This is a genomic window from Methanofollis formosanus (assembly GCF_019633745.1).
Classification (GTDB): domain Archaea; phylum Halobacteriota; class Methanomicrobia; order Methanomicrobiales; family Methanofollaceae; genus Methanofollis; species Methanofollis formosanus.
Window position 1 is genome coordinate 2,002,629 of record NZ_CP037968.1, and the last position, 22,518, is coordinate 2,025,146.

Annotated in this window: 21 protein-coding genes and 1 tRNA gene; 10 read left to right on the forward strand and 12 right to left on the reverse strand. The window is 62.6% G+C overall.

Features of this window, described 5'->3' with window-relative positions; all coding sequences use genetic code 11:
- Window positions 1-93 precede the first annotated feature (93 nt).
- Window positions 94-3,828: a PKD domain-containing protein gene (locus E2N92_RS09165; RefSeq protein ID WP_220680884.1), complete on the forward strand. Its 3,735-nt coding sequence runs from the start codon at window positions 94-96 to the stop codon at window positions 3,826-3,828.
- Window positions 3,829-4,224: 396 nt separating this feature from the next.
- Here the strand turns inward: E2N92_RS09165 and E2N92_RS09170 are convergent, their stop codons facing one another.
- Window positions 4,225-4,950 carry a metal-dependent hydrolase gene (locus E2N92_RS09170; protein WP_220680885.1) on the reverse strand — a complete coding sequence of 242 codons (726 nt, stop codon included), beginning with the start codon at window positions 4,948-4,950 and terminating at the stop codon, window positions 4,225-4,227.
- A gap of 163 nt (window positions 4,951-5,113) precedes the next feature.
- Here E2N92_RS09170 and E2N92_RS09175 point away from each other — a divergent pair, with 163 nt between their 5' ends.
- Both E2N92_RS09175 and E2N92_RS09180 read left to right on the forward strand, forming a co-directional pair.
- Entirely contained in the window at window positions 5,114-5,785 is a 672-nt protein-coding gene (locus tag E2N92_RS09175; RefSeq protein ID WP_220680886.1) for an ABC transporter ATP-binding protein, read from the forward strand.
- A gap of 27 nt (window positions 5,786-5,812) precedes the next feature.
- Window positions 5,813-6,946 carry an ABC transporter permease gene (locus E2N92_RS09180; protein WP_246589156.1) on the forward strand — a complete coding sequence of 378 codons (1,134 nt, stop codon included), beginning with the start codon at window positions 5,813-5,815 and terminating at the stop codon, window positions 6,944-6,946.
- 32 nt (window positions 6,947-6,978) lie between these two features.
- On the opposite strand, the gene E2N92_RS09185 is transcribed toward E2N92_RS09180, so the two are convergent.
- The gene (locus E2N92_RS09185) at window positions 6,979-7,461 is read right to left on the reverse strand and encodes a HEAT repeat domain-containing protein (RefSeq protein WP_220680888.1); all 483 of its coding nucleotides are present in this window, start codon (window positions 7,459-7,461) and stop codon (window positions 6,979-6,981) included.
- 182 nt (window positions 7,462-7,643) lie between these two features.
- Between E2N92_RS09185 and E2N92_RS09190 the strand changes: the two genes are divergently transcribed.
- The gene (locus tag E2N92_RS09190; RefSeq protein ID WP_220680889.1) at window positions 7,644-8,063 is read left to right on the forward strand and encodes a hypothetical protein; all 420 of its coding nucleotides are present in this window, start codon (window positions 7,644-7,646) and stop codon (window positions 8,061-8,063) included.
- 420 nt (window positions 8,064-8,483) lie between these two features.
- Here E2N92_RS09190 and E2N92_RS09195 read toward each other — a convergent pair whose 3' ends face one another.
- The gene (locus tag E2N92_RS09195) at window positions 8,484-9,680 is read right to left on the reverse strand and encodes an MFS transporter (RefSeq protein ID WP_220680890.1); all 1,197 of its coding nucleotides are present in this window, start codon (window positions 9,678-9,680) and stop codon (window positions 8,484-8,486) included.
- Between the two features lie 281 nt (window positions 9,681-9,961).
- Between E2N92_RS09195 and E2N92_RS09200 the strand changes: the two genes are divergently transcribed.
- Window positions 9,962-10,495, forward strand: a complete 534-nt coding sequence (locus E2N92_RS09200; RefSeq protein WP_220680891.1) for a hypothetical protein — start codon at window positions 9,962-9,964, stop codon at window positions 10,493-10,495.
- Window positions 10,496-10,589: 94 nt separating this feature from the next.
- A complete protein-coding gene (locus E2N92_RS09205) occupies window positions 10,590-10,775 on the forward strand; it encodes a hypothetical protein (RefSeq protein ID WP_220680892.1) in 186 nt (61 codons plus the stop codon).
- Here the strand turns inward: E2N92_RS09205 and E2N92_RS09210 are convergent.
- Window positions 10,748-11,983 (reverse strand): TolB family protein, encoded by a 1,236-nt coding sequence (locus tag E2N92_RS09210; RefSeq protein WP_220680893.1) that lies wholly within the window; start codon window positions 11,981-11,983, stop codon window positions 10,748-10,750. The two genes, E2N92_RS09205 and E2N92_RS09210, sit on opposite strands and share 28 nt — an antisense overlap.
- Window positions 11,980-13,839, reverse strand: coding sequence for a TolB-like translocation protein (locus E2N92_RS09215; RefSeq protein ID WP_220680894.1), 1,860 nt, complete (start codon window positions 13,837-13,839; stop codon window positions 11,980-11,982). The genes E2N92_RS09210 and E2N92_RS09215 overlap by 4 nt, the downstream gene beginning before the upstream one ends.
- Window positions 13,840-13,993: 154 nt before the next feature.
- Between E2N92_RS09215 and E2N92_RS09220 the strand changes: the two genes are divergently transcribed.
- Window positions 13,994-14,707 (forward strand): winged helix-turn-helix transcriptional regulator, encoded by a 714-nt coding sequence (locus E2N92_RS09220; protein WP_220680895.1) that lies wholly within the window; start codon window positions 13,994-13,996, stop codon window positions 14,705-14,707.
- Here E2N92_RS09220 and E2N92_RS09225 read toward each other — a convergent pair.
- Both E2N92_RS09225 and E2N92_RS09230 read right to left on the reverse strand, forming a co-directional pair.
- A complete protein-coding gene (locus tag E2N92_RS09225; RefSeq protein ID WP_220680896.1) occupies window positions 14,697-15,542 on the reverse strand; it encodes a DUF3658 domain-containing protein in 846 nt (281 codons plus the stop codon). The genes E2N92_RS09220 and E2N92_RS09225 overlap by 11 nt on opposite strands.
- A 315-nt stretch (window positions 15,543-15,857) precedes the next feature.
- Window positions 15,858-15,942, reverse strand: a tRNA-Ser gene (locus tag E2N92_RS09230).
- Window positions 15,943-15,986: 44 nt separating this feature from the next.
- Between E2N92_RS09230 and E2N92_RS09235 the strand changes: the two genes are divergently transcribed.
- Entirely contained in the window at window positions 15,987-16,190 is a 204-nt protein-coding gene (locus E2N92_RS09235) for a thiamine S protein (protein ID WP_220680897.1), read from the forward strand.
- Window positions 16,191-16,194: 4 nt separating this feature from the next.
- On the opposite strand, the gene thsA is transcribed toward E2N92_RS09235, so the two are convergent.
- Window positions 16,195-17,781 carry a thermosome subunit alpha gene (gene thsA / locus E2N92_RS09240; protein WP_220680898.1) on the reverse strand — a complete coding sequence of 529 codons (1,587 nt, stop codon included), beginning with the start codon at window positions 17,779-17,781 and terminating at the stop codon, window positions 16,195-16,197.
- A gap of 170 nt (window positions 17,782-17,951) precedes the next feature.
- On the opposite strand from thsA, the gene E2N92_RS09245 reads away from it, so the two are divergent.
- Complete coding sequence (locus E2N92_RS09245; RefSeq protein ID WP_220680899.1) at window positions 17,952-18,527, forward strand: flagellin; 576 nt, start codon at window positions 17,952-17,954, stop codon at window positions 18,525-18,527.
- Window positions 18,520-19,167 (forward strand): hypothetical protein, encoded by a 648-nt coding sequence (locus E2N92_RS09250; protein WP_220680900.1) that lies wholly within the window; start codon window positions 18,520-18,522, stop codon window positions 19,165-19,167. The genes E2N92_RS09245 and E2N92_RS09250 overlap by 8 nt, the downstream gene beginning before the upstream one ends.
- A gap of 262 nt (window positions 19,168-19,429) precedes the next feature.
- On the opposite strand, the gene E2N92_RS09255 is transcribed toward E2N92_RS09250, so the two are convergent.
- The 4 genes from E2N92_RS09255 to E2N92_RS09270 form a co-directional block, all read right to left on the reverse strand.
- A complete protein-coding gene (locus E2N92_RS09255) occupies window positions 19,430-20,050 on the reverse strand; it encodes an orotate phosphoribosyltransferase-like protein (RefSeq protein ID WP_220680901.1) in 621 nt (206 codons plus the stop codon).
- Window positions 20,051-20,211: 161 nt separating this feature from the next.
- On the reverse strand, window positions 20,212-20,667 hold the full coding sequence (locus tag E2N92_RS09260) for an NOB1 family endonuclease (RefSeq protein ID WP_220680902.1): 456 nt from the start codon (window positions 20,665-20,667) through the stop codon (window positions 20,212-20,214).
- Window positions 20,664-21,629 carry an RNA 3'-terminal phosphate cyclase gene (rtcA, locus tag E2N92_RS09265; protein ID WP_220680903.1) on the reverse strand — a complete coding sequence of 322 codons (966 nt, stop codon included), beginning with the start codon at window positions 21,627-21,629 and terminating at the stop codon, window positions 20,664-20,666. The genes E2N92_RS09260 and rtcA overlap by 4 nt, the downstream gene beginning before the upstream one ends.
- Window positions 21,623-22,474, reverse strand: coding sequence for a ribose-phosphate diphosphokinase (locus E2N92_RS09270; protein ID WP_220680904.1), 852 nt, complete (start codon window positions 22,472-22,474; stop codon window positions 21,623-21,625). Before E2N92_RS09270 ends, rtcA begins: the two co-directional genes overlap by 7 nt.
- Between the last annotated feature and the right edge of the window lie 44 nt (window positions 22,475-22,518).

The window sequence follows — 22,518 nt, forward strand, 5'->3', positions numbered from 1 at the left end:
AAGTATTATTCTGGATATATAAAAGTCTCCTTAACCGCTAAAGATTATGCTGGCAAAGGATATCCACAAGATTGCTGGCTTGTGAGGATACCGATGAAAGCATTGAAGAACGACGGCAGTTCTTCAGAGATCGGTCTGGTAATGCGGGAGGTAACTGCTGTTGGTGGTAGTGATATTACCGATTCGTTTACTGTCGTCAACGGCACCTTCTCCACCCTCGACGAGGTCGCTCCCAACATCACCTTTGCCACCCCCCAGACGGTCTCCTCCACCTTTAACGTCGCCGGTACGATCGCCGATGTCGGCGGCATGGGCACGGCGACTGCTTATCTGGTCAATGCCACGGAAAACGTGACTGTGGAACTGCCTCTCACCCAGACCGCCCCCGACACCTGGACCTTCGATAGCGGGGTCACCTGGCCGGTCTACGAACCGGTGACCATCAAGGTCTCGGCCACCGACGCCGCCGGCAACTCCGACATGGAGTCGAAGATGGTCGAGGTATCTGAGATTGGATTTTCGAAAGAAGAACCGAGCGGCTACATCAACGCGCAACCTGACAAGATCAGGGTTTTTACCACGCAGATGAACAAGTCCACGGTCACGCTGACTCTCACCAGTCCTGAATCCGTGGATATCCCCCTCAATGTAACTTTCGACGGCAACTATGCACAGAACACTTCGGTTCCCCCACTCGTTGACGGTACCTGGGGGGTGACCGCCCGCGGAGAGGACAACACCGAAATCGGAGGAGTTTACATCCTTGAATGGTCCTTCGCTCTCGACCGGGAACCGCCGGTGATTAACTCCTTCAGCATCACCGACACCGACGGTGACGGCTATCTTGAGGCCGGCGAAGTGCTGAACTTCAACTGGGATGTCTCCGGTGCGGGCGCCGTCCACCTCATGGACAACAAGACTCATGAGGTCTTCTTCGTCTCGACCGACCTCACCGGCACCAACAGCACGACCATCGACGTCGGCAACCGCAATATGGTCTTTGCCGCATTCGACGAGGCAGGAAACGCTGCATACGTGCCCTTCCACCTGTATTACAACTACATGGCGTGGATCAACTCCACCAGGATCGGCACGGTCTCGGGCATCGACACGAACCTCTCTGCGGTGCGCCAGCTCGACCTGACCGCGCAGGGCTCGGTTGTCTTCTATAATGCCCGCGAGGCTCCTTGCGTTCCGATCGGCACGGTCAAAAGGTCGGTGGCAGGGGTCGGCCAGGTGACGAACGACACCTATGTCAAGGTCGACAACACTGCCAACGCCACCTACTCCGGCGCAGACACCTATGACTGTGTCTGGACCTACAACCCGTGCAGCGATCTCGACTTCCTTGTGGGGGCACCCTGCATCGATGCCGCAAATCTCGTGATCCTGGAGGCAAACGAAAGTTACATCGCCCAGCTAGCCCATGAAGGCAAGGCCGCACGCGACACGATCGATTACAACAACCTCATCCAGAAGTGTGCCTGGATATTCATCGACGGCGGGTACACGAAGATCAAGATCAACCCCGACGGAACCTTCACCCAGCCTGTCGCCGAGGGCAAATCCCTGAAGGTCGCTGCCTCGGGCAATATCGTCGATACCTTCCGTATTGCCGATAACCAGGTCAACCTGACCGCCGGGTACCACCTGAGTGCGCAGGTCCACAACGGCACCACGCTCCCGGCCATCACGCTCCCGGTCGGCGACTATGCTCTTGCCACCATCAGCATGGACGGTGACAGGATCGGTGTTATCACCGGGATGCCCTTCACCGTCATGGAGGCTCCCGACGTAGGGACGGTGCCCGCCTCGGTGGTTCGTGGCACGTCCTTCACCGCCGCCTTCCCATCAGAATGCGATTGCATCGGTGCGGTGGTTATCAGAAATGCTACCTGGGACGGACAGGTTGAGGTCGACGCCTGCACCCTCGGTGTTGACTCGCTCTGTGTGAACCTGACATATGACGGTATCCCGGCTACGAAGAAACTCTACGGCAACGTCTATGCCAGTCCCGATGCCGCCGAGTACGCTTACGCCAGAAACGCAAGTTCGGTCTCGGTCCCGACCGACGGTCTCCTCCCTGGAACCTATGATGTCCACCTGGCCGCCGTCTGTGAGGAGAACGGCACGGTCAAATCCTACGGCTACCACCAGATCGTAGTGCAGAGCCCGTCCGCCCCGGTCGCTGCCTTCAATGCGGACCCGATGAGCGGGTTCGCGCCGCTCACCGTGACCTTCACCGACGCCTCCACCGGCCAGATCAACACCTGGTACTGGGAGTTCGGGGACGGCACCACCTGCTGGAATCAGAACCCGTCCCCCCATGTCTACAACGCCCCGGGCACCTATCAGGTGAACCTGACCGTGTGGGGTTACGGCGGCAACAGCAAGGTTTCAAAGGAGATCGTCGTCATATCCCCGACGCCGGTCGCCAACTTTACCGCAAACCCGACGAGCGGGAATGCACCGCTCACCGTGACCTTCACCGACGCTTCCACCGGGAACATCAACACCTGGGCATGGGAGTTCGGTGACGGTACCACCTGCGGTAATCAGAACCCGTCCCCTCACATCTACAACGCCCCGGGTACCTATCAGGTGAACCTGACGGTGACCGGCCCGACCGGCAGCGATACGAAATCCACCGAGATCACCGTGACCGACGTGCCTCCTGCACCGGTCGCGAACTTCATCGCAAGCCCGACGAGCGGGTACGCACCGCTCACCGTGACCCTCACCGACAGATCTACCGGGAACATCACCTCCTGGTTCTGGGACTTCGGTGACGGCACGAACTCGACAAAACAGAATGTCACAACCCATACCTTCGGTTCGGTCGGAACCTATCTGGTGAACCTGACCGTGACCGGTCCTGGCGGCAGTGCCTACAAAACCGCGACCATCACTGTCAAGAAGAAGTCGTCCGGCGGCGGTGGCGGCGGTGGCGGCGGGAGCCACACCGTTCCGCCAGTCGAACCGACCGGCCCCTCAGTCCCCGGCCCCAGTCTCTGGTCCACCTTCTCCCTGAGCGGTGCGTCCTTCTCCACCACTGACGGCGTCCAGACCTTCTCGATCGACCTCGATAAGGCGGAACGCGTCAAGGTCGAAGGCGACACCGTCACCTTCAGTAAGAACGGCCTGGTCTTTGAAATCAAGGGTTCTGACCTCAAAAAGTCAGGGAACACCCTCACCGGCACCGTCAACTCGTTGAAGATCAAGTCCGGGCTGCTCGAAGGCTCTGAAAACGTGTCTGCACGGTTCACGGCAGAGTTCCCGTACTTCCCGGTGAACGCCACGATCGGCGCTGACCTGATCGAGAACGTGAGCGAGAACGTCGCTTCGGCATACAGCCTTGCCCTCCTTGACGAGGGGCTCGACGTCTCCGAGATCGCTTACACCATGAAGGTCACCAAGAAGGGCATCGAGAAGTGCGGCCCTGCGACGATCACGATGACGGTCTCGCCCGAGTGGGTAACGGCCCGCGGCGGCGTGGACAAGATTCGGATCCTCAGAATGGCAGACGACGGCACCACCCAGGTGCTCGAGACGGTCTTCAAGGGCTATGACACCGATGGTCAGTACGTCTTCGAGGCAGTCTCCCCGGACGGCCTCTCTGAGATCGGACTGGTCGCGGTGACCGAGTCGACCGCGGTCACGGTAAAGCCCACTGATGTGGGTGTCGGTGCGGAGACTCCCACGACGATCCCGGCCGGCGGCGACGAGACGCCCGCTGAGGGAGGTCTTCCGGTCGGCTTGATTGCCGTCGTTCTGGTGGCTATCGTCGCTATCGCGGCGGTCGGTTACTACTTCCAGAAGAAAGAATAATCTCTCTTTTTTTTTGCTCACGAGGGCCACCTGAGGTTCTGCTTCGTCAACATAGCAGGAGACTTCTGCACATGTCGTGAGTTGTGAAGATGCTCTCACACCGATCCCCGCCGTTCTTCGGGGTGAAGGGCGAGCACGCTCATGGTTCTCGATCGATTTCTATCCTGCTGGCTCTGTAGGATCTGGCATGAACCCCAGGCCTAAGCATACGCGATGAAAATGGTCTTGGGTCTCTGGAGCAGGCATGGATCCGTGCTCCCTCTTCGAAGCAAGACATCACGAGGAACATCATCGAGTTGCCGCCCCCTGGACCCCCCGCACGAAGATTGGCGGCGGACGATATCCCATCTTCCAGGATCTTTTTCAGCCTTCCCGGCACCATCTTCGTCCTGAGAGTCATTCCCCTTTTTCAGGCGGACCCCTTTCATCACCGTCCAGGATCAGTTGTATCCACGCCAGGGCGATCCCGGCGCCGACGATGACCAGGCCGCAGAGGGCGATGTCGGCCGGGGCCCGGAGGTGGGTGACCGCCCAGGGGATGGGAAAAAGCCCGGAGAGGATGAGGAGTCCGCCGGCGACGATGAGGAGGATGCCGAGCGGGACGGCAAGCCGCTCGACGATCCGCCCGGAACGTGAGAAGAAGGCGTCTCGCCAGGATTTTTTCAGGAACAGGAGACCGAACGAGAGGATGACCAGGAGGAAGATCCATTCCGACGGTTCGGAGAGTTCGGCCATGACCAGGTCCTGGAAGGTGGTGGTGTCGGCGCCGCCGGAGAACGGACCGAGAATAGGGTAATACCAGTTGGTCGGTTCACGCCACATGGCGTCCAGTAGCTGATGGGATCCGATCCCGACGGCGAGGGCGAGGACGATACCGTTGCGGTATCGCCAGAAGAGAAGTGCGCCGACGAGAGCAACGGCGAAAAGGACGATGAGGGTGTGAGTATAGATCCGTCCATATCCCAGGGAGTCGGCGAGGAAGATGTGTCCCAGCGGCTTGTCGATGAGATCAGGGAGGATCGCCCCGAAGGCGCAGGCCGGCACTGCCCGCATGTCCCGGAGTACCCGGGCGAGGAGGAGACCGAGGATGAACCCGGCGACAAGGTGGCAGAGGAGAAACATCGCTCGTACTCGCGAGTTCACGCTATATCTACTTTGTTCATCAGATGCAGGGTCGTCAGGTATATGAGCGAGCGAAGGAAGATCTATTGGACACTCGCCCTGCCACCCCCTCCCCCCCAGGCAGGGTTCCTCTCCCCGGGGGAGTTTTATGGAGGCATGATCGATGAGCACCGAGGTCATCAGGCTGGAACACGTGCGGAAAGTCTACCCACGGCTCGCCGGAGACGTCGTCGCCCTCGACGACCTCTCCCTTACGATCGAGGAAGGGGATTTCGTGGCCGTGATGGGTTCGTCGGGCTCGGGCAAGTCCACGCTCATGAACCAGATCGGATGCCTCGACGTCCCGACCTCGGGCACCCTCTGGATCGCCGGCAAGAACGTCGGTGAGATGAGCGATTTCGAACTGACCCAGCTGCGCCGCGACACCATCGGGTTCGTTTTCCAGAAGTTCAACCTCATCCCGGTGCTGACGGCACGGGAAAACGTGGAGATCCCCCTTATCCTCAAAGAAGGACATCGGGATACGCAGGGCCGGGCCGAGACCCTCCTCAGGACCGTCGGTCTCGACGGCGAGGTGATCACCCACACCCCGGCCGAACTCTCAGGCGGGCAACAGCAACGGGTGGCCATCGCGAGGGCCCTGGTCAACGATCCCAGGATCCTCCTCTGCGACGAACCGACCGGCAACCTGGACTCGAAGACGAGCACGCAGATCATGGACCTCCTGGCCGCCCTCCACCGCGAGGGACGGACGGTGGTGATGGTCACCCACGACCAGGCCACGGCCGAGTACGCCGACCGGATCGTGACCATCTCGGACGGGCGGGTGGTCTGAGTGGCTTCCTCAGGGATCCTCTTTGATATGGCAAAACGGAACGTGAGGCTCCACTTGGTCAGGTCGCTCCTCGCGGCAATCGGGATCGTCATCGGGGTGCTGGCCATCACGGCGATGGGGATGATGGGCGCCGCCCTCCAGCAGGCGGTCACCTCCGACCTCTCTGCGGGAGCCGACAGCCTGATGATCTATCCGAAGATCGCGGCGGGTGATGGCGGCGGGATCACCGAGCGGCAACTGCGGGATATCAAGATGGCTGCCGGCCCGAACCAGGTGGTCCCGATCATGAGCGGGACAGACCGGATCGCCGTCGGTTCGGAGACCGGATATGCCCAGATCTATGGGCTTGACCCCGGCGACCTGGACGCCGTGACCGAGGTGGAGACCGGGGTCGCCTTCAGAGGGAGCGCGGGCGCTCTTGTCGGCCCGACGCTTGCCCGTGAGTATGACATGCGGGTCGGGAGCCGGCTCACGCTGGGCAAAGAGGGTGAGGAGCGGACGGTGCGGGTCGTAGGGATCCTGAAGGAGTCCGGCTTCTCAGGGACGATGATGACCGACAACGCTGTCCTGGTCCCGGAACGGTGGTACACCGCTGCTTATGGGGACGACGGCTACGATATGGTCCAGGTGGCGGTCAGTGACCTCGGCGAGATCGATCGGGTCAAGGAACGGGTCGAGGATAGAATGAACCGCCGGGAGGAGACGGTGACGATCTGGGACTCCCGGGCCTTCCTGGAGATGGTTCAGGAAGCGCTGGGGAGCATTTCGCTCTTCGTGATGGCAATAGGTGGGATCTCTCTGGTCGTGGCGGCGGTGAGCATCTTCAATGTGATGTTGATGTCGGTCAACGAACGGATCAAGGAGATCGGGATCCTCAGAAGTCTGGGTGCGCAGAAACACGAGATCACCCTGCTTTTCCTGTACGAGGCCGTGATCCTCGGGCTGATCGGTGCCGGTGCCGGCGCCCTCCTCAGTCTTGGAGGCGGCTATCTCCTCATACTCCTGATGGTACAGGACACGGCCTACTTCTTCACGGCCCAGACCCTCCTCTATGTTCCCTTCGGGATGGGGGTCGGCGTCGTGATCTGTCTGCTCTCCGGTGTCTACCCGGCGCTGCGGGCGGCCGCGCTCAATCCGGTCGATGCGCTTTCCGCCGAGTGAGCGGGAGAAAAGGGGTTGGGTCGCGGGTCCGGTCAGGACCCTTCGGCGAGGATGCCGATATACCCCCGGGCCTCCTCGCTCTCTTTCTGGAGCACTTCTTCGGCGGCCTGCCGGCCGTCGTCGCGGCCGAGCCTGAGCAGGCACGCGGCGGCCGTCCACCGACAGAAGGTGTCGGTGTCGCTCAGCGCCTGGATCAGCGCTTCCACCGCCCGCTCGTCGCCGATCTCCTCGAGGGCCCAGGCAGCCGCGGTCCTGGTCTCAGGCTTTCCGGTGGCAAGGGCCTCGATCAGGGGTTCGACGGCCAGGCTTCCGGCTCTGGAGAGGCCCATAGCCGCTTCCCAGGTCTCTTCGCCCTGTCCTTCCTGGAGGATCGGGACCAGGTGTCTGACGCCCTGCTCTCCTCTTTTTCCAAGCTCCCATGCTGCGGTGAGCCTTTCGTGGGCAGTGCCTTCTCTGACAAGTCTGGCCAGTCCCTCGAGGTCACCGGTCGATTGCAGTCTCTCGATGGTTCTCATGCTTCTCCTCGCTGTCCGCAGTATGCGGCGGCCCCTCTCACACGCCTCTCGGTTATCAAGATTTGCGAGGAGGTAACGGGTGGCGGCACTGCCATGCAGGAGGGCCACGCGACAAGTACGAAGCATATATATCCAGAGGAAGTGCAGTCTCCATAGGGACCTCTGGACCCAGGGTGAACTCTATGAGTGACATCAATATCCATATCCCCTTCCCCTTTGACGATGACGGCTACATCGAGAGGAAATGTCCGACATGCGAGCGTACTTTCAAACTGCGGCTGGACGAGACCGAGGTCGAACAGATCTCTCGGGCACGATTGAACTCATTTCATCTCCTCAACTCCAACCGGCTCTATACGCTGGAAGAGGACGAGGACCATGAGTCCACGTGCCCGTACTGTGGGTATTCCGCCCCAGTGACGCATTGGTGGACATACGAGCAGCGCAGTTACATTCAGGTCTATGCGAGCATGGTGATCAGGGAGATCCTCCTGCAAGATCTGGCAGCAGGACGGACGGAGGGTGCAGGTCACTCGAAAGGGACCTATACCACCCGCCTGAACCTGACCGGCTTGCAAAATCTCCCGCTCCAGGTGCCCTGAGCGGTTTCAGGCATACTTTTCTTATTTTATGGCTTTGTAGAAATCATCTTGATGGTTCTCTTCGACGGGGGGCTTGCCGCCCCCCGAACCCCCCGCACGAAGATAGGCGGGAGACTGCAACCCCTCTTTCATGGTCATTTCTCCGCCTTCCGCCCCAATCTTCATCCTGGGAGTCCGGGGACTCTCCCCCCGGCGTGAGCATGAGGGAAAGCGATGGATGAAGGTCACAGAGGGGTTGAGGTGATGAAAAGAGGATGTTTTCTACAGAGCCTATTTTATTGGTTTTTGGGCTTTGTTGAATTCACCATGAACCCCGGGCTCAAGCATACGCGATGATCATTTCTCGTCGCTGGATCGCTTTTTTTCAAGACAGAGGAATTGGTGAAGACCGTGTTCCATCGCCGCCTCCGCCTATCCTCATCATGGAGGATCCCCGGCCCGGCCCCCCACCCCTCGCCGCATCCAGAGGTAGGCCATGCCTGCGAGTATCTCGACGATCACCACGAACCCGATGATGTGGCCGACCGAAACCTCATAGAGGACGCCCATCACCGTGCTCCCGAGGAACCACCCGGCACCGTAGACCGCATAGATGAACCCGAAGGCCTGCCCGCGCACGTCGGTGGCCGTCCGGTCGGCGAGGGCTGCCCGCATCACGGTCTCATGCAGTCCGACTCCGGCGCCCCAGATGGCGGTCCCGAGGATGACGAGAGTGGCCGAGCCACCGAAGGCGAGGACAGGGATGGCGAGGTTGACACACGGGATGAAGAGAAGGGCCTGTGTCCCGACACGGTCGTAGGTCCACCCGACGACGAGGGCGACGGCGGTGGAGGCGGTCATGGCGAGGGCATAGACGAGGGGGATCTGGGGGTCGGTGAGGAGGCCCTGGACTTTCATGTGGTAGGAGATGAGGGGGAAACTGGCGAACCCGGCCATTGAGAGAAAGAGAAAGGTGGCGAAGGGGACGAACCGGCGGGGTTCGATGCTTCGGTCCATTTCGCTCTTCTCGAAGACCGCGGGGGTGGGGGCGGTCTCTTTCCCGATGAAAAGGAAGACGAAGAGGAAGGCGATCGGGAGGGCGAGCATGGCGAACCCGGCCTCGTAGCCCGCACCCCAGAGGACGGCGGCCGAGAGAACGAGGGGACCGATGATCGCGCCGACCTGGTCGAGGGCCTTGTGGACCCCGACGCCCCATCCCCGACCGACCCGGAACGAGGCGAGGGAGATGATGGTGTCGCGTGCCGGTGCCCGGATCGCCTTGCCGACCCGTTCGGTGACGATGAGGAGGGCGGCGGCCTCCCAGGTGGCGGCGACGGCAAGGAATGGGATAGCGATCAGGAGCCCGTACCCGATATAGACGGTCCGCCAGTAGTGTCTGGTCTGGTCGGCGTACAGCCCGGTGAGCACCCGCAGGCCGTAACCGGTGAACTCCCCGATCCCGGCGACAAGCCCGACGATGGCGGCCGAACCGCCGAGGGTGAGGAGGTAGGGGCCGGTAACGCTCCGGGCACCGTTCGAGACGATGTCGCCGAGGAGGCTGACGACCCCGAGGATGAGAATAAGCCTGAAGGCGTTCTGCCGTCGGGCGGCGCTCGACGGCGGGCGGTCCTCCTGCATGCGGATGAATGGGGGATGGAGGGGAAATAGGTTGCTCTCTTTCGATGTATGTCGTGGGGCCGCGGTCGTGAGAGGGGGACGGATGTCGGCCTGGTGCTCTCGCGAATATATTGTATAGAGTATATATTGGCACTGATGCAAAAAGAAAGAAGTATATTATCATTGAGATATTCTGGTGTGATAGTATGCGATTTCATCTCTCTATCTCTGGTTTCTGCTGCATCCTTCTGATCATTATCCTTGGATGCACTGCAGGGTGTGTCTCTGAAGAGGAAGAAAAAATGACTGAGGCGACGGCCCTTCTCGAATCTGCATGTGCCCATCTCGAGATATTGAACACCACCCAGGATTTTGATTCGGTTTATGTCGGGTCTATCAGGGCCGAGATGGCCGCTGCAGAGGTAGACCTCACCGAGGCCCTCACGATCCTGGAGTCGATATCCTATGAATATCTCTCTCTAGAGGAGAGAGAAGGAATGGATGCCCTGAAGGTCATATGTCAGGTCGACATCGATCTCTGTGAGATGGTGAGAGGTGATTTCTGCGACTTCGTCGATCATTGTCAGAAGGCATCGCTTGCGACGGATGGGGGGGCGGCGATTGATCATCTTCGTGAGGCTAAAACGGCCCTCGTAAGGATGAAAGATAAAATATCTTTGATGCGGACGAAGATTGATGCGATTGATGTAGATGCCCTCCCATCGGACATAAAAGGGGATTTTGTCGGGGTGAAGATCTTTATTCAAGAATTTGATAAATCTCTTGAAGAGTGGATCGCGATGATGGATCAGGTTTTGAATGTACCCGGCCCCTGAGTGGCGTCGGGATCTCCTCTCCGGCCCTCTCTCACTTTCACGCCCCGCCCCGATCCCTTCATCTCGCTCCGGCGCCCATGAACTCTCAGAGATCATGCCCCTCTATCTGGTAGAGCACCACGACCCCCGCCTCGGCACCATGGTGCTTGCTTCCTCTTGGGATCTTGCCGGGGCCCAGGCCGAGCGGGTGCGTCTGGCTGCGGTCTTCGGGTACTCGGGGCTGCGGCTCAGGAAGGTTTTCGACGCCGCCGTTCAGATCGGTTCGAGGTACCAGCGGTAGGTGAAGGCCGTACTTTCTCCGGCTTCCCAGCCGTACACCGCACTTGTCCAGGTGCCCGGGGCAACCCCGCCGTCGCGGCTGAAACGCACCCGCACCGCTCCATTTGCTTCTCCGTCGTCTTTGTCTCTGAACCTGAAGACCGACCCGTCGGGTCCGGTGATGAGGAGGAGAAGAGAACTCGTATCGTCGTCCCAGTTCAGGTCGACCGAGGCCCCGGCCATTCCTGTCGGCACCCCGGTCGCAAAGAAGACATACTCTCCCGTGGCGATCACTCCGCTGTACTCCTCGTCCACGCCGCCCCCCTCATTCTCTCCGCTCTCCACGACGTATCTGCTGCTTCTATCTCTTGCCTCGCTCCTGTCCAGCGGGAGAAGACAGAGGTCTGTCCCGCCCGGTTGTCGTTCGGTCCAGAGGAGAAGGTCGCCGGAGAGGGATGGGGAGGGTTCGTTCATGGCCCTGATTTCCAGGGATGGGGACAAAGATGTGCCGTTGAGGGCGGCGAGGCGGACCCGCCAGGTGCCGTCACGACTTTCCTGCCAGACGACCCGGTCCCCCGAGACGACCGGTCGACTCTGTTCCGCCGGTCCGGTGGCGAGCGCCCGTTCCTCCCCGGTGACCAGGTCGGCGAGGTGGATGTCGGCGGTACCGTCCCGCCGGTCTTCCCAGACGACGGCATGCCCTGATAACCAGGGCCGGCGTTGGTTCCCGGGTGCGGTGCAGACCGCGGTCTCGGTGCCGTCGGTGAGATTGTACAGGAAGATGTCGCTCTCACCGTTCTGTGTCCGTTCGTATACCAGATGATCCCCTCCGACGACGGCGTGCCCCTCTTCCCAGTCGTTTGTCGGGAGGGGAAGGCGCGTTCTTTCCGGCCCGGTAAGCCAGGCCAGGCCGGAGTTGTCCGTCTCGATCCAGGCGATGCGGTCGCCTCGCACCGGGACGCCGCTGTTCCTGCGGGCGGTCAGCGTCCCGGCCACGGGGTCATAGGCGAGGATGTCCCAGTCCTGGTGGCCGGGGGCATACCACACGACCAAGCCATCACAGAGGACCGGGTCGACTCCGGTAGGTGCCCCGGGGGCGAGGAGAACAGGATGGCTGTCAGGGAGGACGCAGAGGGTGACCGCCCAGCCGTCCGTACCGGCCGCCTGAGCCGGAGCGGCGAGGACGAGGAGGAGGGCGAGCACTGCCGCGGCCTGGCCTCGGCGGGTCATCGCCGTACCGTCCAGGCCAGAGAAAGCAGTGCGACGAGAGCGGCGGCGGCACCGAAGCCCGGACTCCCGGGTACAGCCTCTGTATCGCCGGAAGCAGGGGTATCCGGCCTCCCGATCTCTGTCTCAGCCGCGGCGCTCCGGTTCAGGAACTCCGGTGCCGAAAGGATCGTCTCCTCTCCCGTGGTGAGGTTGTACATCTTGATCTCGTTCCTGTCCTTTCCTCTCTCGATCCATGCGACCCGGTCGCCCGAAATGGTTGGAGAGGTGAAAGGGCACTCTTTCGAGAGCAGCGTCCTGACCTCGCCGTCTCTGGCATCCAGCATGCGGAGGTGATACATCTTTCCGTCCTCCTTCTCCTGCCAGATGAACCGCCCGCCGTCGGCCTGGAAGCCCAGATGATCAGGTGTCCGTGCGACTTCTCTGGGCTGGTCATTCCCTGGAACTCGCATCATCACCGCATATTCGTCCCCTGCCCTCTCGGCCCAGACCCCATATCCCTCCGAGACCGCAGGCCACCCGTGCCATCCGGTTTCGGCGGAGAGATGTTCCATCTTCCCGGTCATGGTGTCGTAGGCGACCACCCGCCCGTTGCCTTTTCCATCCTGCTCTTCCCAGACGACGAGGCCGCCCGAGGTCCGGGGGTTGTACGGCGTCCACCCCTCTTCAGAGGGGTATGCCTCACCGGTCCCGGTGCCGAGGTCGTACCCGACGATCCTCAGGCTGTAGGTGAGGGCCTGATCGTCTCGCTCCTTCCAGACGACGAGGTCGCCATCGACGGCGGGCATTCGCGGCCCCCGCTTCGATTCTGTCAGATCGGTCGTCTCGCCGGTGGCGATGGTGTACGCGAAGAGGTTCGTACGGCCGGACGAACTATAGTTCTCCGCTTTTCCGACCCAGACGAGATGTCCGGCTGAGAGCGCCGGCGGCGAATGGGGATCGAGAGCGGTGCCGGCATCGACCTGGGTGGTCGATCCGTCCTCCACCGCGACGAGGTAGAGGTGGTCGGGGTCGGTGGCCAGGTTGGTCCAGACCAGCCGGTCGCCGGCGAAGGCGAGGAATGCGGGGTTGTATTCCTGCCCCTGCACGGTCCTCTCGACGGTGGCGAGGATCCGGCTCTGCTCCTGATCGATGAGGGTGAGGAGATGGTCGCCGGTGTCGAGGCGCCCGGTGTCGAGGACGAATGACCAGGTTCTGCCACCGTATCCGGCCTCGACCGTCGTCTCCCCCTCTGCAACGAGTCTGGCCGGGTCAGTTCCGGCCTCGAGCCCACCCTCGGTCAGTTCATAGGTGAGGACGGTGCCGGGCGCGAGGTTGGTGGTGCCGGAGACGGTGATCGTCTCCCCATGCTCCCAGACCACAGGAGCGTCGACATCGGCCCAGGGTGGATACACTGGCACGACGAGTCTGACGACGTCGTCGTCGCCCTTCCCGTTCTCGAAGGTTCCGGTCAGTCTCCCGGCCAGGCCGGGCATGGCCCAGACGAGAAAACCGGCGCCTTCGGGGGCGATGACCTCGCCTCTCTCTCCGTCATTTCTGAAGGTCACCGCGGGATTTCTGTCTTCGCCGGCGTCCTGGACGAAGAGGGTGTAGCTCCCTTCTGCGTCACGGGTTGACTCGACGGTCCAGGAGAACCTCCCATCTTGGCCGGTCTCCAGATGATCGCATGTGATCGTTCCCCCTGTCACTGCCCAGACCCACACACCCCCTTCGCGGTCGGTCTGCCCGGTGACGGTGAGCGTGTCGCCTGCGGCAAGGGCGACGGTGTCCGCCCCGGCCTCGAGGTATGCTCCTGCCGGTGCAACCATCCAGAAGACTGCGGCAATCCAGAGAAGTCCAAGTTTTTCGATTCTGTTCATCCCATCACTCCCTCGTTTCTTCGTGTTCCGGGGACCGGCGCCGGCATCCCACTCCTGATCTCGGCGATGGTGTTATAAACGATCTCTGTGTCTCGTCTCTCCGGGTCAGGGCCGATCGGGAACCTTTATGGTCGGCAAAGAGGTATGGGCACCTATGCGACAGCATGGGGTCTTCTTCGTCCTTCTCGTGCTCATGGCCGTCCTGCCGGCATCAGGATTTTCCGTCTATGAGGTCGCCCCCTGGGGCGGGGCCGCCCCTGCCGGTGCCGGCGTCGCGCCGGTGCCACTCGCCTGGTGGGAGGTGCCGCTCCCGCTCCTTCTCCTCTTTTTCATCCTCCCGTTTCTCCCGGTATCCTGTTTGGGGTTATTCTGGGTGCTGAAGGTCTGTGTGTCCCTTGGTTTCAGGCAGGTGCACCGAGACGCCCTGCTGGCCAACCGGACGCGGCGCCAGGTCTACGACCATGTCAGGGCACACCCGGGGGTCAGGTTCGCCGTCCTGTGTCGTGACCTGGGGATGAACCGCGGGACGCTCAGGTATCACCTCGCCGTCCTCGAACAGTTCGGGGCGATCACGGTCTGGAAGAACGGTCGGGCGGTGGGGTACTTCGAAAACTCAGGAAAATATTCAGAATCCGAACGTCGGGCACTCGCAGGTCTGAGCGAGACCGAACGGGCGATCTGCACGATCCTCACCGTCTCGCCCGGATCGACGAGAAGCGAGGTGGCGCTCAGGCTCGGGGTGGCGACTTCGACGGTCTCCTGGCATATCGGCAGGCTCGCACGCCGCGGCGTGGTGGCGGTGAAAAGAGAGGGTCGGGAGGTCAGGTACGATCTCTGTCCACCGGCGTCTCTGGCCGTCAGGGAATGATCGGGAAGAGGTCGTCCTCGTCGACGACGTCGGCCCGCCGCACCTGCAGAGTCCGCATGGATGTGGGGTCGCCCTCGGCCTCGACCTCGCCGCACCTGATGAGAAAGAGGAGGCGAGTGTACAGGAAAGCGTCGCCGCACTGATGATATTCGTCCGACGAGGCGCCGAGGGCCTCGCCGATGACCATCGCCGCGCTGGTCCAGTCCTCAGGGACGGCGTAGAGCACGTCCTCGCCCAGGGTGGAGGGGATGGTGGGGTAGAGCTGCCCCCGCCAGAGCGTCCTGACACCGTCCTCGTCGTCCTTGAGTCTATCCCAGGTCCGCAGATAGAAGGCGGCCTCGTCCTGGGTGAGGGGACGGGCGCGGTCGGTCTGGTCCCTGAGCCACTCAGGGGCGAGTTCGCCGAGGCTGATCGGGATGACGCGGTCGGGGGCCTCGTCGGGTTCGTCCTCCCAGACGACGTCGACACCTTCGGTGAGGTCGACGACCTCGATGGCGCAGGGGTCGGGTTCTCTGGAAAGGAACTCCAGGAACCCGGAGTACTCGATGGCCGAGCGTCTGGTGAACCAGACGATCCGGCGTGCGTCGCCGGGCCTGGTTTCGTCCCAGAAGGCGCGGATGTGGGGCAGAGCGTCCTGGTACCAGAACTCGTACTCGGTGTCGGCATAGAGGGTCTCGAAGAAGACCTGCCTATCGGGGTACTGATAGGGATTGATGGGGCCGAGAGAGAGGTCGTCGGCGAGGGCGGCGACGCGCTGATCGGGTATGTCTCTGAATGCTGCTCTGAGACAGCCACCGGCTGACTCGGTGAAGGCGATGTGAATGGTGTCGGTCATGATAGGTCTGCTCCGGTCTGGTCAGAGAGCGTGTGAGATCAGGTGTGGTCCGCGGAGGGAAGAGGATTATGGGTTTGGAACGGAACAGAAAGTTTATCTTCTCTTTTGTTTCCGGGTTTTTCCTGTGGAGATGAGGGTCGGAGATGAGAGGTTTCCGGTCGGTCTCTTCCTGAACAGAGTGATACCCGGGGTTCACGCCCATGCTGCTCCGATCCCATGCCCGGTCGTCACCACGAGCGGCAGCAGGTCGGTGACATGCCGTTGAGACGCAGGCGTATCATCGGAACATACCTGAAGAAGAGTGAATTCAAAAGGCGCCGAGGGGGAGATTTGAACTCCCGAGGTGCCGAACACCAGTGGCTTTCGAGGCCACCGCCTTCCCGGACTAGACTACCTCGGCCCGTGCGGTAACACTATCTGTCCGCCGCTCTGATAACCTTTGCGATGGAATGCACCCTTCGGTTCCCCCGCGAGGGGGTCGTGCTCACCTACCATGGTGAGGAAGGCGACACCTGGGAGAAGGCGCTGCTCTGTCTCGGCGTGAACCCGGACATCGTGATCGTCTTCGTGGACGGCCGTCCCGTGGCGCAGGACGACGGGATAAAAACAGATGAGGCCGAGATAGTCTCGACCTGTTCGCGTGGCTGACTGATCAGGCGACCGGACCTTCTTTCCTGACGGTGACGAACATGTCGTCGACCCGCACCAGCATGCTCGCCATCTCGGCTGCCGAGAGGATCGCCTGCTTCTTCACCCGTGCCGGTTCGAAGACCCGCTCGGCCTTCATGTCCACGATCTCGCCGGTGTAGACGTTGAGGCCGGCGTACTTCTCGCCCTTGGCGTGCGCCGCCTTGAGAGCGACGATCTTGTCGATGGGATCGAAGCCCGAGTTCTCCGCGAGGGTCTTGGGGATGTCCTCGAAGGCGTCGGCAAAGCCTTCAAGGGCGATCTGGGTCCTTCCGCCGACGCTTGCCGCATAATCCCTGATCTTGAGCATCATCTCGGTCTCGACCGACCCGCCGCCGACCACGAACGTCCCGTCTTCCAGGGCGTCCTGAACGACCCGGCGTGCGTCTTCGACCGCCCGTTCGAGTTCGTCGATGAGGTACTGAGTCGAGCCACGCAGCAGGATCGTCGTCGCCTTCGGGTTCGGGCAATCGGCGATCTTGACGAGGTCGGCGTCCTCGACCTGCTCAACGTACCCGGCCGTGCCGATCATCTCAGGAGAGAGTTCGTGGACCTTGTTGACGATGACGGCGTGGAGGGCCTTGGCCGCGAACTTCATGTCCTTCTCGGGAACGTCTTCGACGGCGAAGATCCCGTACCTCGCCAGGTAATACTGGACGGCGTCGGCAATCCCCTTCTGGCAGAAGATCACGTTGACACCCGCCGCCCTGACCTCGTCGGCGAGTTTCCTGAGATTCTCGCGTTCCTGCTCGCCGAAGGCGTTGAGCTGCTCGCTCTCGGAGATCCTGATCTTCGACTTCACCTGGGTCTTGGTGATCTCCAGGGGCTGGGCGAGGAGGGCGACCTTTGCGTCCTCGACCTTCCTGGGCATTGCGTCGGCGACGCGCTTCTTGTTGATGACGACGCCCCGGATCAGTTCGGCGTCGTCCATCGTCTCGCCGACGTCCTTGACGACCTTGACGTCGTCCTCGTCGATGACGAGTTTCCTGTCCTTCTCCTCGGCGACCGCCTTGACGGCATCGACGATGATACCGGCGACCTTCTCCTTCACCGATTCGATCGACTTGCCGGTCATCGAGGTGGAGGCGATCTGGACCAGGATGTCGCGGTCCTCGGGGGTGACGGTGATGACCAGGTCATTGAGGATCTCGAGGGCCTTGTCCAGGCCCATCCGGTAGCCCTGGGCGACGATCGTCGGGTGGATTTCCTGGCCGAGCATGGTGCCGGCCCGCTCCATCAGGGCACCGCCGAGGATGCAGGCGGTGGTGGTGCCGTCGCCGACCTCGTCGTCCTGGGTCTCGGCGACCTCGACCATCATCTTGGCGCCCGGGTGCTGGACCGAGAGCTCGTGCAGGATGGTGGCGCCGTCATTGGTGATCGTCACGTCGCCGGTCGGGGAGACGAGCATCTTGTCCATGCCACGAGGGCCGAGCGTGGTCCGCACGGCGGCGGCGATCGCCTTTGCCGCCATGATATTTGACTGCTGTGCCTCTGACCCCTTTGTGCGTTCTACATTATCCCGTAAGACTATGACTGGCTGTCCAGCAAGCATGATAGAAACCTCCGATAACTCAATAGTATGGATTAGAACTTCTATATATGCGGTTCGGTGACGGGTCTGTCTTCTCTCCTCTCCGCCAAAAAACCGGGGTCTGGCGGCCCTGCCCACGGTCTTCAGACCAAAAAGCAAAGGTCAAACCTCTCGAAAGGCAATCCTCAGGTATGCAGATAGACCACGACCCCGCCGCCGCCCTCACCAGACTGGAGGTAGGGGTTCTCGCTGCCATCCTTCTCCTGAGCATCGCGGTCATCATCCATGCCGAGACCGGCACAGGCGCGAACGACGCCCCCGCCGGGATGGTAATGTCCGCAATGGACCTTACCGGTCATGCCGTCATCATCGACGATCTCTACGGTCGTGTCGACCCTGCCGATCCCGGCAGGATGGGTTCGGTCTCCTTCTCGGTCCGCCTTTTCCCCGGCGACATGGGCGCCGTGGACATGAAGCAGGCGGTCGTCGGGTTTGCCACGAAGGCCGAGAAATGGTCGCTCACGCGTGAAGCCCCCGTTCCACCCGCCTGGAAGATTGCCGAGCGTACCAACGTCCCGCCTTTCAACAACGTCGACGACGACGACCTCCTCGAACCAGGCGAAGCGTTCGTACTCCTGGCCACACCGGGCCGCTCCCTCGCCCCCGGCGAGACTTTCACTCTCTCGTTCGCCCCGCCGGGAGGGGCCCCCGCCACGGCCACCAGGACGGTGCCGCCGAAGGTGAGCGGGGTGATGGAACTTGCATAAGACCGCCCTCGTCATCGGCGGCGGGACCTATGGGGCCGCCTGCACCCGGTATCTCCTCAGGGAAGGATGGCGGTGCGTGGTCGTCGACCAGGACTCACTCTGCCTGGCTGCACGCTCTCTCCTCACCGATGGAACCGACGGGAAGGTCTCCTTTGTGCGGGGCGGGGTGGCCGCGGCCCTCGACCTCTTCACCGCCCACACCCCCGACTATCTCGTCCCCACTGTTCCCTTCCATCTTCTCGCCGCCCTCCTCTCGCGTGCCTCCGGCTTTGTCCCCTGGGAACGAGGCGCCGGTGAGGCCGCCGCGGCGCTTCCCTCCGACCTCCTCCTCTCCTCCTCGGAGGGGACGCTCGTCCTCTCGTATAACCGCGAGGGCACATGCCTCCCTGCCTGCCCGGCGCCGCTGCTCTGCCCGGCAACCGGGGAACGCCGCCCCCGCCCCCTCCATGCTCTTCTCAGCGACGCCCTCCCGACGGCCTTGGTCCTGGAGAGCGTGCAACTCGGTCCCGGCGTCGGCGGTCTGCGGGGAGATGACGCCGCGGTCCTCCTCGCCCGTGCCCGGGAAGAGGAGCGCATCGTCGTCGGGACGGCCTGCCGGTGTCACGGCTTGGTGACGGCGCTGAGGAGAAGAGAGGTTTAGGGGTGGTGAAACCCCCTCTGAATGATCTGTTCTCGGCTTCGTAGAAATGCTCTGGATAACTCTCTCTGCGGGGGGGACTGTGCCCCCCGGACCCCCCACGGCGGAGATAGGGGGGGACGGCAGCACGCTCTTGAACGATGCCGTGCTTCAGGAACTTCTCCCGGTCATCCACAAGAGCCAGAAAGTTTTGGGATGACCTCATCCAGTATGCTTGAAATAGGAGTTCATGCCCGAATCAACCCGGCCGAAAAAAAAAAGAGATTCAGTCGATCCTTGAGATCTTGCAGAGCGGGAAGACCGGGACTCCCTCGACGGCCCTGACGTCCCGCTTGTCGAAGAGCACCCAGATCGCCACCGGCCGCGCCCCGTGGGACCGCAGATAGTCGACGACCTCGTGGAGGGTTCTCCCGGTGGTGATCACGTCGTCGACGATGACGCACGAACGACCAGCGACTGCGGCGAAACTCCCTGAGACCGAACCCATCTTCTTCTCGGCCGGACTGTGCTTGGCCGGGTGGTAGATGGCCAGGCGCGAGCTCGTTTCTTCGGCGATGAGGGTGGCCAGCGGGACGCCGGAGAGCGAGATCCCTACCACAGTGTCGAACTCGGCCTCCTCGGACCCCATGAGGACGTCCCCACTCTCGACCGCGGCGAAATACCGATGGATGAGCATCCTGGCCGTCAGATCGATCATCTCGGCGTCGCTCGAGACCGCGGTCCAGTCGATATGCACGTCCTTTGGTGCCTCGGCACCGGGCTGCTGGGTCAGCAGCCAGGTCACCGTCTCCATCGAGAGGGAGAGTTCGTCTGCGATCTGTTCCTGGCTATGCCCTTCGGAGAGGAGGAGCCGGGCCTTGCTGATCAGTTCGTCGAGGGAAGACATACCAGATTGGTCTGCGGACGGGTATATAACAGTTTGCGAAATCAGAGCGCTGTCCCGGAGTTTTAAGAATAGTGGGGATTTTCTGGCTCTGTTGAACCCCTACTCCGGCATGCCGGTGCCGGGAGGTCGGCCGTCACCCGGTCCACCTGCGCCGCGGCGCCTCACCGGCGTTTCCGCCGCACTTCGGCACCGCAGACCGGACACTCACCGGGCTCGTCGTAATACCGCCCGCACCCGGCGCACCGGTACTTCCACTTCACCTTCTTTGCCCGCCGCTGCTGGATCGGTCTGGTCTTGACCCCCAACGTGATCGCTGCGTTCTGGACGGCGAAGTCGTCGGTGTACAGCACCCCTTCAAGGTCGCGGGCCAGGGCCAGCACCTCGAGGTCGGTCGGCGAGAGGACGCCGATGTCCCGGCTCAGCCCGGCCGCCGCCTCCGCGGCCTTCCATGCCTCGGGGGAGGGTTCGGTCACGGTCAGCCCCGCCGCCAGGAGTGCCTCGTACCGGCACTTGGCCCTGAGGTCGACGAGTTCGGCCACGACCCGCGGGGAGGTGTAGACCTCGCCCTCGTAGGGGCGGTCCACGAAGAAGGCGGTGGCGTCCAGGACGACCTTCATGTCGAGAACACCACCGGCGAAGTGCCCGAGACCGTGACCTCCCGGCCGAAACGGGCGAGGAGTGCGCAGGCCGTCGATGCATGGCTGGAGAGGGCCGGGGCGGTGTACCGCCCGCCGGCCAGGGCCAGATAGACGAGGAGCTGGTCGGCCAGGTGGACATCCGCCTGCCCCGGCGCTTCGAGGGCATTGAGAAGATCTCGTGCCGCCGCCCTTCCCACCTTCTCGGCAGGCAACCCCCGCCGGCCCAGGGCCACCCCGCCCTTCGGGCCGCACCAGGCCGTCACCGAGGTGCCGGTACCGGGCCCGGCGGTCCGCACGATCTCGACCGGGTAGTCGGGGAGCAGGGCGGCCGCGGCCGCCGCCTGCCGCTCGGCCACATGCTCGGGGAGGCCCTGCGAGCAGGAGATAATCCCCCGATGATCAGGCACCCTGCCGAGGTCGAGCGGGCGCAGGGAGGACGGTTCCACCCTGACCCTGACCCGGCCCCCGCCACGCGGGAAGTAGCCCCTGTTGAGGACCTCCATCCTGACCCCGGCCCCGTGGGCCTGCAGGACCGGGAGGAGCACCCTGGCACAATAGTCGATGGTCGGGCTCTTCTGGACCTCGGTCCCGCCGGAGAGGGTGATCGACCCGCCCACGGCCAGGGCCACCGGAAGCCAGGCCTGCAGGACGAGCGGGATGCTTCCGGCCGTCCCGATCGCGATCTCGCCCTCGGCCCGCCGCAACTCTCCAGGAAAAAATGTCATTTCGGTGCTCCCGATCGAGCACCCCTGCATCTTCGCCCCGCAGGCGAGGGCAACCGCCCGCACCGCCGTGCAGTGCTGGGCCGCCAGCCCGGGCTTCGGCCGCCCGGCCCTGATCTGCGTGAGCCTGAGCGGAGTGCCGGTCAGCGCCGCCAGGGCGACGGCGGTCCGTACCACCTGGCCGCCGCCCTCCCCCATCGAGCCGTCGATCTCTAACATTTCCTGAGCGCTGCTGCAATACACCTGGCCGCCGTGACCTCCGAGCATCCCCGCTCGATGGTGTCGGAGCAGACCAGGCTCTTCACCCCGGCGCTGCGGAGATGGACATAGGCCCCGCCGGTGAAGACGCCGTGGACGCAGGCCGCGTGGACCTCCGCCGCACCCTGCTCATAGAGCATCTTCGTCGCCGTCGCCAGCGTCCCGCCGGTGGCGATGATGTCGTCGACGATGACGACGACCCTGCCCGCGACATCAAAGGTCTTGGGCTCCATCCTGACCTCCTCGCCCGAGAGCCGGGTCTTCTTGAGGTAGTCGGTCTGCCACCCGCCGGCCGCCGCCACGTCCGCCGCGAACTCTGCCGCCCCCGCGTCGGGTGCGAGGATCAGCGGGTTCTCAAAACCTTTCGTCTTGAGGTACTCCCCGACCTCCTGGGCCAGAGAGAGGTCATGGGCCGGACAGTCGAAGTACCGGGCGATGTCCCGCTCATGGATGTTGACGGTGACCACGTCGGTGACTCCCCTGGAAAGTGCCCGTGCCGCCACCCTGGCGCTCACCGGCTCCCCGTCCTTGAACTTCTTGTCCTGCCGTGCGTACCCGAGGTACGGGATGACCAGCGTGTTGGTGGTCGTCTCACAGGCGTCGACGAGGAGCATCAGCTGGATGAACGCATCGTTGTCGGTGACGCTCCCGACGATCACGGTCTCGTCATCGAGAGGGTCGAGGACCTGCAGGTAGAGCTCCCCGTCAGGGAAGCGGGCGAAGCGAGTGTCGGCCACCTGGACCCCGAGTTCGTCGGCGATCCGGACAGCGAGAATCTGGGATTGTTCTGTGCATACGACCTTCATTTCAGGTATTTCCTCCAGCTGAAACTACTTAAACTATCATGAAA

Coding starts and splice junctions, on each gene's coding strand:
- E2N92_RS09190 (WP_220680889.1), top strand. CDS start 7,644: ATGAGTGACATCAATATCCATATCCCCTTCCCCTTTGACGATGACGGC.
- E2N92_RS09255 (WP_220680901.1), bottom strand. CDS start 20,050: ATGTCTTCCCTCGACGAACTGATCAGCAAGGCCCGGCTCCTCCTCTCC.
- E2N92_RS09200 (WP_220680891.1), top strand. CDS start 9,962: ATGACTGAGGCGACGGCCCTTCTCGAATCTGCATGTGCCCATCTCGAG.
- E2N92_RS09235 (WP_220680897.1), top strand. CDS start 15,987: ATGGAATGCACCCTTCGGTTCCCCCGCGAGGGGGTCGTGCTCACCTAC.
- E2N92_RS09205 (WP_220680892.1), top strand. CDS start 10,590: ATGCCCCTCTATCTGGTAGAGCACCACGACCCCCGCCTCGGCACCATG.
- E2N92_RS09195 (WP_220680890.1), bottom strand. CDS start 9,680: ATGCAGGAGGACCGCCCGCCGTCGAGCGCCGCCCGACGGCAGAACGCC.
- thsA (WP_220680898.1), bottom strand. CDS start 17,781: ATGCTTGCTGGACAGCCAGTCATAGTCTTACGGGATAATGTAGAACGC.
- E2N92_RS09220 (WP_220680895.1), top strand. CDS start 13,994: ATGCGACAGCATGGGGTCTTCTTCGTCCTTCTCGTGCTCATGGCCGTC.
- E2N92_RS09260 (WP_220680902.1), bottom strand. CDS start 20,667: ATGAAGGTCGTCCTGGACGCCACCGCCTTCTTCGTGGACCGCCCCTAC.
- E2N92_RS09185 (WP_220680888.1), bottom strand. CDS start 7,461: ATGAGAACCATCGAGAGACTGCAATCGACCGGTGACCTCGAGGGACTG.
- E2N92_RS09180 (WP_246589156.1), top strand. CDS start 5,813: ATGGCAAAACGGAACGTGAGGCTCCACTTGGTCAGGTCGCTCCTCGCG.
- E2N92_RS09270 (WP_220680904.1), bottom strand. CDS start 22,474: ATGAAGGTCGTATGCACAGAACAATCCCAGATTCTCGCTGTCCGGATC.
- E2N92_RS09210 (WP_220680893.1), bottom strand. CDS start 11,983: ATGACCCGCCGAGGCCAGGCCGCGGCAGTGCTCGCCCTCCTCCTCGTC.
- E2N92_RS09175 (WP_220680886.1), top strand. CDS start 5,114: ATGAGCACCGAGGTCATCAGGCTGGAACACGTGCGGAAAGTCTACCCA.
- E2N92_RS09215 (WP_220680894.1), bottom strand. CDS start 13,839: ATGAACAGAATCGAAAAACTTGGACTTCTCTGGATTGCCGCAGTCTTC.
- rtcA (WP_220680903.1), bottom strand. CDS start 21,629: ATGTTAGAGATCGACGGCTCGATGGGGGAGGGCGGCGGCCAGGTGGTA.
- E2N92_RS09225 (WP_220680896.1), bottom strand. CDS start 15,542: ATGACCGACACCATTCACATCGCCTTCACCGAGTCAGCCGGTGGCTGT.
- E2N92_RS09165 (WP_220680884.1), top strand. CDS start 94: ATGAAAGCATTGAAGAACGACGGCAGTTCTTCAGAGATCGGTCTGGTA.
- E2N92_RS09170 (WP_220680885.1), bottom strand. CDS start 4,950: ATGTTTCTCCTCTGCCACCTTGTCGCCGGGTTCATCCTCGGTCTCCTC.
- E2N92_RS09245 (WP_220680899.1), top strand. CDS start 17,952: ATGCAGATAGACCACGACCCCGCCGCCGCCCTCACCAGACTGGAGGTA.